9 protein-coding genes are annotated in these 10,249 nt (G+C 58.6%); all 9 read right to left on the bottom strand.

Annotation, left to right across the window (positions count from 1 at the left end; all coding sequences use genetic code 11):
- Window positions 1–14: 14 nt before the first annotated feature.
- The 9 genes from DX908_RS13995 to DX908_RS13955 all read right to left on the bottom strand — a co-directional run bounded on the left by DX908_RS13995 (window position 15) and on the right by DX908_RS13955 (window position 10,111).
- On the bottom strand, window positions 15–764 hold the full coding sequence (locus tag DX908_RS13995; protein ID WP_116392917.1) for an electron transfer flavoprotein subunit beta/FixA family protein: 750 nt from the start codon (window positions 762–764) through the stop codon (window positions 15–17).
- 58 nt (window positions 765–822) lie between these two features.
- Window positions 823–2,310, bottom strand: a complete 1,488-nt coding sequence (locus DX908_RS13990) for an FAD-dependent oxidoreductase (protein ID WP_116392916.1) — start codon at window positions 2,308–2,310, stop codon at window positions 823–825.
- 81 nt (window positions 2,311–2,391) lie between these two features.
- Entirely contained in the window at window positions 2,392–3,825 is a 1,434-nt protein-coding gene (locus tag DX908_RS13985) for an NAD-dependent succinate-semialdehyde dehydrogenase (RefSeq protein WP_116392915.1), read from the bottom strand.
- Complete coding sequence (locus DX908_RS13980) at window positions 3,822–5,426, bottom strand: GMC family oxidoreductase (RefSeq protein WP_116392914.1); 1,605 nt, start codon at window positions 5,424–5,426, stop codon at window positions 3,822–3,824. Before DX908_RS13980 ends, DX908_RS13985 begins: the two co-directional genes overlap by 4 nt.
- A complete protein-coding gene (locus DX908_RS13975) occupies window positions 5,419–6,513 on the bottom strand; it encodes an NAD(P)/FAD-dependent oxidoreductase (RefSeq protein WP_116392913.1) in 1,095 nt (364 codons plus the stop codon). Before DX908_RS13975 ends, DX908_RS13980 begins: the two co-directional genes overlap by 8 nt.
- A 2-nt stretch (window positions 6,514–6,515) precedes the next feature.
- Window positions 6,516–7,607 carry an acyl-CoA dehydrogenase family protein gene (locus DX908_RS13970; protein ID WP_116392912.1) on the bottom strand — a complete coding sequence of 364 codons (1,092 nt, stop codon included), beginning with the start codon at window positions 7,605–7,607 and terminating at the stop codon, window positions 6,516–6,518.
- Between the two features lie 2 nt (window positions 7,608–7,609).
- Complete coding sequence (locus tag DX908_RS13965; protein WP_116392911.1) at window positions 7,610–8,761, bottom strand: acyl-CoA dehydrogenase family protein; 1,152 nt, start codon at window positions 8,759–8,761, stop codon at window positions 7,610–7,612.
- A gap of 100 nt (window positions 8,762–8,861) precedes the next feature.
- Window positions 8,862–9,308: an acyl-CoA thioesterase gene (locus tag DX908_RS13960; RefSeq protein WP_116392910.1), complete on the bottom strand. Its 447-nt coding sequence runs from the start codon at window positions 9,306–9,308 to the stop codon at window positions 8,862–8,864.
- Window positions 9,305–10,111 carry a crotonase/enoyl-CoA hydratase family protein gene (locus DX908_RS13955; RefSeq protein WP_116392909.1) on the bottom strand — a complete coding sequence of 269 codons (807 nt, stop codon included), beginning with the start codon at window positions 10,109–10,111 and terminating at the stop codon, window positions 9,305–9,307. Before DX908_RS13955 ends, DX908_RS13960 begins: the two co-directional genes overlap by 4 nt.
- Between the last annotated feature and the right edge of the window lie 138 nt (window positions 10,112–10,249).

Genomic DNA, 10,249 nt, shown 5'->3' with positions numbered 1-10,249 from the left:
GAGAATGGCCATGATTAGAGTACCCCCGCTTCGTTTTTGAGTTTGTCGAGCAATTCGTCTACGGACGAGACTTTCACCCCGGCTTCGCGTTTCGGCGGCTCGGTGACTTTGAGGACTTCAAGGCGCGGGGCGATATCAACGCCGTAATCCGCCGCCGCTTTCGTATCGAGAGGCTTTTTCTTGGCCTTCATGATGTTCGGCAGGGAGGCATAGCGTGGCTCGTTGAGGCGAAGGTCGGTCGTGACGACCGCCGGCAGATTGAGCGCGACCGTCTGAAGGCCACCATCGATCTCGCGGGTGACGTGGAGCTTGTCGCCTTCCTTTTTGACCTCGGACGCAAACGTGCCCTGCGGCCAGTCCATGAGCGCCGCGAGCATCTGGCCGGTCTGCGAGCGGTCATCATCGATCGCCTGCTTGCCCATCAGGACGATGTCCGGCTTTTCCTCTTCGCAGATCGCCTTGAGGATCTTTGCGACGGCGAGGCTCTCAAGATCGCTGTCGGTGGTGACAAGAATGCCGCGGTCGCCGCCCATGGCGAGGCCCTGGCGGATCTGATCCTGCGCTTTTTCCGGCCCGATCGAGACGATGACCACTTCCGTCGCCGTGCCCGCCTCTTTGAGGCGCACCGCTTCCTCGACGGCGATTTCGTCGAAGGGGTTCATGGACATTTTCACATTGGCAAGGTCGACCGCGGTCTGGTCCGCTTTGACCCGGACCTTCACATTATAGTCGACCACGCGTTTGACCGGCACGAGCACTTTCATCGGTTTCTCCAGATATTCTCAGATTACAGAAGGATTTCAGCCCGGTATCTCTGCGGACTTACTGGCTTCCGTCACGAATGGCTGTTTCCGCCGCCATTTCGCCGAACGCGATCGCTTCGCCCAGATTGGAGCCAGGCGATGGGTACAGAAGGCCAATCGCGCCCCCCAATTCGCCCGCTCCGAACAGGCCGGGGATCGGCTCACGATGGGCATTCAGGATGCGGGCATGGGCATCGCGCCGTGGACCGCCATTCGTCGTGGCGCCGCCAGGATAGATTTTGACGCAGTAATAGGGCGGCTGGTCTATCGGCACCAGCGAATCTTCGGGCCGGCCGAAAGGGTCTTCTTTAGACTGACAATACTCATTATACGCATTGATCGACTGCGCGGCTGCCTCGGGATCGTCGACTCCGGCAAGCCGTGCCACCTCTTCGACCGTATCGGCTTCCTTGATCCAGCCCAGATCGATTTCTGTGCGGTTATCCTTACTCCACGGATAATAACCGATGCCGCCATGCGCGAGCGGACGCGCCTCCAGCCGACGTTTGTCGAAAATCCAGTAGGACGGAATACGCGGATATTCGAGCCGGTCGGCATCATATTTCAGAAGTTCGTAATAGAAGTTTGGCTTTGAAACAGCCTGCAGATGCTCATTAGCAAAACGCTCACCATACTTATCAAGGATGACATATCCCGGCGGGTTGAGGCTCATCCCCATCGTGGTCTCCCAGCCATCAGGATGTTTGAAGTGCCCGACCCCCCGACCGATCATCTGGTTCATGTGCCACAGATCCGCGCCTGCGGACTGCGCCATGCGGATGCCGTCACCAGTATTGGCTTCCGATCCATAAAAATAGATCGGGTACGCCTTAAGGTAGTTCAGGATCATGTCCTGATTTTTCTCATACCCGCCGCAGCTGAGGACAACACCATAGCGGCTGTCGATCGTCACCTCACCATCAGGCGTCTTACACTCGATCCCGATGACACGTGAGCCGTCCTGAATGAGTTTGGTTGCCTCATGCTCGAAACAGGCTTCGATATTCGGCTCCTTCGCGACCGCCTCGAGGAGCAGGTCATGAAGCAGCGCGCCATTCCCGAAAGGCAGCGGAAATTTGAAGGTCAGCTCCCCCGGCTTAGGCAGCTCGATCTCCACATCCTCAGGCTCGGTTCCTTTTGGCAGAGGTGCCAGCACCTCGATTGAGTCATAACCGTCAAATTTCGGATACCACGCCCCGGCCATATGAACGGATTTGATACCGACACTCTCCAGCCACTCACGTACACGGACGGCTCGTTCTGCCCAGGCACGATTGATCTCTGTCTGGATCATCCCATCGGCACATTGATCAAGATAGCGCGTTGCACCATCGACATCGTTCGCCCCCATGATGAGACCGCCCGACATCCGCGAGCTTGAGAAATGCGTATCCGCACTCTGCTTTTCGAGCAGCGCCACTTTCGCGCCAGCACGAGCGGCCGTTATGGCAGCGGCGATACCGGCTGCCCCATATCCTACGACGACGAGATCAGTCTTCTTGTGCATATCTCTTGGCGTAAAAGACCGGAGGAATGCCTGTAAACGACAAGGTGATGCGTCCGCGGCGCTTAGCGCAGACGCGATGCCTCAACTCGCGCGCGCCACATATTTGGTCTCTAGATAGGCTTCGAGCCCTTCGCTACCGCCCTCCTGACCGTAACCACTTTCCTTCATGCCGCCAAACGGCCCTTCAGGGTTTGAGACCCCCAGCGTGTTGATGCCGACCATGCCGGATTGCAGCCCACGCTCCACCGCCGCAGAAGTCGAGAGCGAGCTGGTAAAGGCATAGGAAGCAAGACCGAACGGCAGGGAATTCGCCCGGTTGAGCACCTCATCCAGTTCACGGAAGCCCACGATCGGCGCGACCGGCCCGAAAGGCTCCTCGGTCATCACCCGGCAATCATCCGGGAGCCCCCGAATAACGGTCGGTTCAAAGAAGAAGCCGGCATTCCCGATCCGCTTGCCGCCGGTCAGGATATCCCCGCCCCGCTCGACCGCATCGCCGACCAGTTCCTCAATCGCCTCGAGACGGCGCTGATTGGCAAGCGGTCCCATCGTCGTGCCCTCTTCAAAGCCATTCCCGACCTTGAGTCTTTTCACATTTGAAACGAACCGCTCTGTAAACTGATCGATCACCCGGTCATGCACATAAAACCGTGTGGGGGAGATGCATACCTGCCCTGCATTGCGGAACTTGCCCGCGGCCAGCATATCGGCTGCGGCATTGACATCCGCATCGTCAAAAACAAGCACCGGCCCATGCCCACCCAGCTCCATTGTCGTCCGCTTGAGCGTGTCGGCTGCCTGCCGGACCAGCAGCTTGCCGACACCGATGGATCCCGTGAAGGAAATCTTCCGTATCCGCCGATCGTCGATAAGCTGCGATGAGATGTCCGCCGGATTACCGAAAACAAGGTTCAGGACGCCGGGCGGAAGCCCCGCATCGTGGAATGCCTGAACAAGCATAACCGCCGTGCCTGGGGTCTCCTCCGCCGCCTTCAGCACTAGGCAGCACCCCGCCGCGAGCGCCCCGCCGATTTTCCGGCACGGCGTCAGCGCCGGGAAGTTCCATGGCGTAAAAGCGGCTGCAAGGCCGACCGGCTCCTTGGTCACAATCTGCGACAGGCCCGGAAGGCTGGCCGGGATGATCCGCCCATAGGCCCGGCGTCCCTCCTCTGCATACCAATCAATGACATTGGCCGAATAGGCGATCTCTCCTTTGGATTCTGCGAGCGGTTTACCCTGCTCTTTCGTCATCGCGGTGGCAATGTCATCAATCCGTTCACGAATGAGTGTTGCCGCCTTCCTCAGAATGGCGCTGCGATCAAGCGGCGCCTTATCCCGCCAGCCCGGAAACGCCGCCTCTGCCGAAGAGATAACCGCCTCCATATCATCCGCTGTGGCGTGCGGCAGTTTAGCGAAGGCCTCGCCGGTTGCGGGGTCATAAACATCTTCGCCATCGCGGGCCAATGCCTGAATCTCTTTACCGCCAATGATAATCTTGAGATCGGGATAGGTCATCTGCAGTCCTCCAGAATCATGTCGGCAGCTTTTTCTGCAATCATCACGATTGCGGCATGGGTATTCCCCGACACCACGAAAGGCATCACCGAGCCATCGATAACGCGCAGGCCGGGCACGCCCTTCACCTTCAGCCGGGTATCCAGCACGGCATCCGGCCCTGCCATTCGCACCGTACACGATGGATGGTAGATACTGGACCCGGTGCGCCGGATATAATCGAGAATGTCATCATCCGTATCGATATTCGCGCCGGGCTCGAGTTCACTTTCGGCATAACCGGAAAGCGCCGGCTGCCGCAGGATCTCGCGGATCAGTTTGACGCCTTCGACAGAAATCTGCCGGTCGGTTTTGGTCGACAGGTAATTGGGATCGATCTTCGGTGCCACTTTCGGGTCTTTTGACTGGATCCTGACAGAGCCACGACTTTCAGGACGGAGCTGGCAGGACGACGCTGTAAACGCCGAGAACGGATGCAGCCTATCGCCCATTGCATCGGTTGAGAAATTGATGAAATGGCACTGAATGTCCGGCTGCTTTAAATTACTATCTGTACGGAAAAATCCACCCGCATAGCCTGCGCTGACCGTCAGAGGGCCACGGCGCGAAAGGACATATTTTGCCCCGACCAGCGCCGTCCGAAAGAGATTGCGCATGTCATCATTGAACGTGACGGACTGCTTCGACCGCGTGACAATTCTCGTCTGTAAATGATCCTGCAGGGCCGCGCCAACGCCCGGCATGTCCTGACAGACTTCAATATCCAGATCGCGCAGCCATGCCGCCGGCCCCAGACCGCTGAGCTGCATGATCTGAGGGGAGCCGATCGCACCTGCCGAGAGCAGGACTTCCCGGCCCGCCGATGCCCGGCATTCCCCTTCCTTCCCTGACCATTCGACGCCCGTGACGCTGCCATTCGCTGCCATAGTAAGGCGCGTGACATTAGCCCCGGTGACAACCCGAAGGTTCTTCCGTGATCGGATGGGTGTCAGATAAGCGCGCGCCGCCGAGACACGGACCCCATTGCGTGAGGTCGTCTGATAATAGCCTGCGCCTTCCTGTGAAGCGCCGTTGAAGTCCGGATTGGCCGGATGCCCCGCCTCCCCCGCCGCCGAGATAAACGCGTCGCATAAAGTGTGCGGATCCCGCTGATCGGATACTGGCAGAGGGCCATCCACACCATGCCACTCATCGGACCCTCGCATCTGGTTTTCCGCTTTACGAAAATAGGGCAGCACATCATCAAAGCCCCAGCCTGCCGCGCCCAGATCGCGCCAATCATCATAGTCCTGACGATGCCCGCGGATATAGACCAGGCCATTGATCGAGCTTGAGCCCCCGAGGACTTTCCCGCGAGGCTGCCCGATCTGACGATTGTTCAGCTCGGTCTGCGGTTCTGTCTTGTAGAGCCAGTTGACTTTGGGATCGCGGAACAGTTTGCCATAGCCCAGCGGAATATGGATCCAGATATTGCGGTCCTCTTCTCCCGCCTCGAGCAGCAGGACCGAATGGCGGCCCGATGCCGAGAGGCGGTTTGCCAGCACGCATCCTGCCGACCCGGCGCCGGCGATAATGAAATCATATGTGCCAAGATCATGCATCGGCGAGCTCCCCCGCCATTTCCTCGACCTCTTCCGCAATGGCGAGTGCCGAGGTGATCCCCGGTGATTCAATGCCGAAGAGGTTGATCATCGGTGCTTGCCGTGTCCCGGGGATAATCTGGAAGTCCGCATCCGGCTCGCCCGGTCCCGCGATTTTGGGCCGAAGGCCCGCATAGCCCGGCACCAGCGATCCCTCCGGGATATCCGGCCACCATCTCTGTACGGATTTATAGAATTTCTCCGCCTTCGCTGCATCGACATTGTAATTCGGCGCATCCACCCATTCGACATCCGGGCCAAAGCGTGCCTGCCCCCCCATATCGAGCGTCAGATGAACGCCAAGCCCGCCGGGTTCCGGCGTGGGATAAATCAGCTGACGGAACGGACACTTTCCTGAAAGCGTGAAATAGCTGCCCTTGGCGAGGAAGGCCGTTGGCGCCTCCAGACCCGCCCGCCGGGCCAGCCGGGGCGCATCATGACCAGCGCAATTCACCACCAGACGGGCGGCAAGATCGGGCGCTTCGTTGGAAAAAGAGAGAATGATCTCTCCATCACCGCGCGTGACATTCGAGATCTCCGTGTTATAGGCGATCACCGCCCCGGCCATTTCCGCATCCCCCAACAAAGAGAGCATCAATTCGTGTACATCAATGATTCCCGTTGAAGGTGAATGCAGCGCCGCCGCACAATGTAGCGTCGGCTCCATCCTTTTCGTTTCTTCACCGGACAGGAGCACAAGGTCATTAACGCCATTGGCCTGTGCACGTGCGGCAATGCCTTCCAGACGCGGGATATCATCCTCTCCGGGCGCGACGATCAGCTTACCGCATTGCCGATGACCGACATGGCGCTCCCGGCAATATTCATAGAGCTTCTTTCGTCCGGCGACACAGAGCCGCGCCTTGTTTGAGCCTTGCGGATAGTAAATGCCGGCGTGAATGACTTCGCTGTTCCGCGAGCTTGTCTCCATACCAAACATCGACTGGCGCTCGATGATGATGGGTTCCCGCCCGGACATCGCCAGAGCTCGTGCGACAGCAAGCCCGATGACCCCGGCCCCGATCACGACACTGTCACAGCGTTCCATGATCAGTTCGCCCCAAGCCCGCCGAGACTAGCCAGACGCGAATATTGCTCAGCGGCCCCGCCAAACTGCATATCGATCATGGTCAGGCGTTTATGCGCCCAGCCGATCTGATGTTCCTCGGACACACCCAGCCCGCCATGCAACTGGACAGCCTGTTGCCCCACAAAGCGCGCACTGGCGGAGACAACGCCTTTGATGGCCGCAAAACCGGCGCGGCGCTCATCCACATCATCAGACTGCGTCAGATGCGCCGCATAGTTTGCCATGCTCCGCGTCTGCTCCAGCTCGATCGCCATTTCCGCTAACCTGTGCTGGAGAGATTGGAAAGACGCCAGAGGCTGGCCGAATTGCTGGCGTGTACGGAGTTGTTCGACCGTGAGGTCAAGAACAGCCGCCATGATGCCTGACGCTTCGGCTGACAGGCTGGCAATCGCCGCCTGCTCCATATGCTCGGCGATGCGGCCCCCTCCCTCAGGGGTGGCCAGCATGTTCTCAGCGCCGATATGGACATTCTCGAAAGTGATCTCGGCCGCCCCCCGGCCATCAAACCCGGTATAACGGCGGCAGATGACCCCGTCTCCGAGTGTCTCGACAAATCCGGCATGAATACGGCCGTCCGACCCTTCTGCCGTGACCAGCAGCAGGTCTGCATCATCGCCATGCGTGACATGACGGGCATGACCCGACAGACGGACACCCTTGCCTTCTTCTTCCGCTGACAGACGATTAAAGACAGGCGCGACGATCTTTTTGCCAGTGATAATGTCCTCAATCATCGCATGATGCGCATCTCCTGCCGCTGCAAGAGCCGCCGATGGAACAATAACCGTTTCCAGATAGGGCTCAAGGCATAGACCCCGCCCGAGGGCCTCCGCCACCAGCATGGCGCTGATGCCATCCTCCCCTAATCCACCGGCGTCTTCAGAAAAGCCGATCCCGAGCAATCCCTGATCTGCCAGCAGCCCCCAGAACGGCCGACTCCACGCCCCGTCCCTTGCCAGGCGAAGGCGTTCCGCAAATCCGTATCGCTCGCGGACGAGGCGTTCCACACTGTCTTTGAGGAGTTCTTGCTCCGTATCGAGAACGAGTGTCACCTTTATTGCCCCAATATCGTCTTGGCTAGGATGTTTTTCTGAACCTCATTGGCGCCGCCATAAATGGATGCCGCCCGCAGGGTGAAGAAATTCGAGGCGATGTCATGGGGCGCCTCGTCTTCGCCTTCATAGGTAAACTCCCTTGCATCCTCCCCCACTGTGCGGAGCAGGAGTTCGGAGGCATCCTGGCGCAACTCCGTCCCCTTGATCTTGAGCATGGAGGATCGCGGATCGGGCACCCCTTCGGTCATGGACGCGAGCACGCGCAATTGCGTGAACTCAAGTGCCATCAACTCCGCTTCAAGCCGGGCCGTTTCCGTCAGTACAATGACACGTGAGGAGGCGGGCAGAGACGTGGCCTCAGTCCTGATCCGCTGGAGTATCCGTTTGGTGATACCAGTGCGCGCAATCCCTGTTCGTTCGTTGGACATCAGGTATTTCGCGTAAGTCCATCCCTTGTTCTCTTCGCCAATCCGGTTTTCGATCGGCACCCGAACATTATCGAGAAAGACTTCATTGACCTCATGGCGTCCGTCAATCGTGATGATCGGCCGGATCTCGATACCTGGACTGCGCAGGTCGATGAGCAGAAAGCTGATCCCCATCTGCTTTTTCGGCGCCTGCGGATCGGTCCGCACCAGCGTAAACATCCAGTCCGCGCGATGCGCCATTCCCTGCCAGATTTTCTGGCCGTTGACGATGTAGTGATCCCCTTCCCGAACGGCTGTTGTTGACAAGGCCGCAAGATCCGACCCCGCCCCGGGCTCTGAAAACCCTTGTGCCCACCAGTCATCCAGATTGGCTGCACGCGGAAGAAAATAAGATTTCTGCGACTCCGAGCCGAATGCGATAAGTACAGGCCCCAGCATGGAAACATTGAACGATAGCGGCTCAGGTGCTCCTGCCCGGTGAAGTTCATCAAGGAAAATATGCTTCTCGACAGCCGTCCAGCCAGGACCGCCCCATTCCTTTGGCCAGCTGGGAGTAGCCCAACCGCGGGTATTGAGAATGCGTTGCCAGCCGACGACTTCGTCCTTGCTGAGCGCGCGACCTTCTTCCACCCTCCGCCGCAATTCCGGCGAAAGTTCACTTTGCAGGAACGCCCGCACCTCATCCCGAAAGGCACGATCTTCCCTCGTAAAGAATAGGTCCATTCTGCTCCTGCCGGCATTATTATTCCGCGTCCCGACAGCCTACCCAACTCATCTGGCGTTAAAAACCACAGGACCGGTGATACCGCGTACGTGATGAAGCTCAACCCGCCACGACGAGGTCGGCAATGGCACCGCGTGCCGCCCCGCTGAGAGGGGTTGAGCGCCGCGTGTGCCTGTCCACGAAAACATGCACAAAATATCCCGATGCGGCGGGGCTGTCCTCGCCTTCAAGGAACAGCGCAATCTCATATCTGAGGCTTTTGCTCCCTGCCCGGCCGACCCTGACCCGTGCCTCGATTTCCTGCGGAAACTCGACCGGTTTGTAATAGGTGCAATGACTTTCCACGCACAGGCCAATCGCAGGGGACTCGTGGAGCGAGATCACGCCTCGCTCATAGAGCATCCGCGTCACGGCTGTATCAAACCAGCTATAATAGACGACATTGTTGACATGACCGTAGGCGTCGCAATCCTCCCAGCGGGTTGGGATCTGCAACCGGTAGCCGAAATCCTCTCGCCTGATATCCGCGCCGTTCTCCACGCTCATTCGCCTGTGAAATTCGGTTTGCGCTTCTCGACAAAGGCCTCCAGCGCCTCGCGGTGATCTGCGGTTTCATGCGCGATGGCCTGGAACGCGGCTGAGATTTCAAGCATGTCTTTCAGCCTGTTATGCCGTCCCTCAATCAGCAGACGCTTGGCCAGCCGCACAGAGCGGGAAGGATTAACGGCAATCCGCTCCGCCAATGCGAGCGCTTCCGGCATCACCTCATCCGGCTCGACAACCTTGTTGACCAGACCATATTGAAAAGCCTCGACCGCCGTGATGGCATCACCCGTCAGCATCATTTCTGCTGCTCGCGGATAACCGATCACACGCGGCAGCGTCCAGGCGCCACCATCCCCCGGCACGATCCCGACCTTGATAAAACTCGCCGCCAGTTTCGCCTCGCTGGAGGCAACCCGCATATCGCAAAGCGCCGCCAGATCACAGCCGAAACCGATCGCGTGGCCATTTATCGCCGCAATGGTCGGCACCTCCAACTCCGCCAGCATGAGCGGTATTTTCTGGACACCTCGCCGGTAATTCGCACGCGTATCAGCCGCCGTTTCTAACGGACCGATACCGTTTCTCTCGCGCATACCATTGACATCCCCGCCGGCAGAAAAAGCCGTGCCCGCTCCTGTCAGTATAATGACGGATACTTCCTCGTCAGCCTCCGCCTTGCTGAAAGCGTCAATCAGCTCTTCGCAATCCTCAAACGTCCCCACGGCATTGCGCCGATCAGGTCGATTCATCGTGATAGTTACTATACGGCCCGCCTTTTCGTATAGAATGAATGGCTCGCTCATAGAATATCTCCACCACGCGGGGTTTTCCTCTTGTGATATCGACTATCAATCGTCAGCGGACTACCTGCCCGGGCCAATATATCATGGTGACGATGTTCACCGCGCCCGGCAGCGCAAACGCTTGAAGCCCCAGACATT

It is taken from the genome of Parvularcula marina (assembly GCF_003399445.1).
Taxonomy (GTDB): Bacteria; Pseudomonadota; Alphaproteobacteria; order Caulobacterales; family Parvularculaceae; genus Parvularcula; species Parvularcula marina.
This window is presented reverse-complemented; position numbering and strand designations above follow the sequence as displayed.

What these genes read in the sequence shown, in the direction of transcription:
- DX908_RS13995 (WP_116392917.1), bottom strand. Translation starts at nt 764, where the DNA reads ATGAAAGTGCTCGTGCCGGTCAAACGCGTGGTCGACTATAATGTGAAG.
- DX908_RS13990 (WP_116392916.1), bottom strand. Translation starts at nt 2,310, where the DNA reads ATGCACAAGAAGACTGATCTCGTCGTCGTAGGATATGGGGCAGCCGGT.
- DX908_RS13985 (WP_116392915.1), bottom strand. Translation starts at nt 3,825, where the DNA reads ATGACCTATCCCGATCTCAAGATTATCATTGGCGGTAAAGAGATTCAG.
- DX908_RS13980 (WP_116392914.1), bottom strand. Translation starts at nt 5,426, where the DNA reads ATGCATGATCTTGGCACATATGATTTCATTATCGCCGGCGCCGGGTCG.
- DX908_RS13975 (WP_116392913.1), bottom strand. Translation starts at nt 6,513, where the DNA reads ATGGAACGCTGTGACAGTGTCGTGATCGGGGCCGGGGTCATCGGGCTT.
- DX908_RS13965 (WP_116392911.1), bottom strand. Translation starts at nt 8,761, where the DNA reads ATGGACCTATTCTTTACGAGGGAAGATCGTGCCTTTCGGGATGAGGTG.
- DX908_RS13960 (WP_116392910.1), bottom strand. Translation starts at nt 9,308, where the DNA reads ATGAGCGTGGAGAACGGCGCGGATATCAGGCGAGAGGATTTCGGCTAC.
- DX908_RS13955 (WP_116392909.1), bottom strand. Translation starts at nt 10,111, where the DNA reads ATGAGCGAGCCATTCATTCTATACGAAAAGGCGGGCCGTATAGTAACT.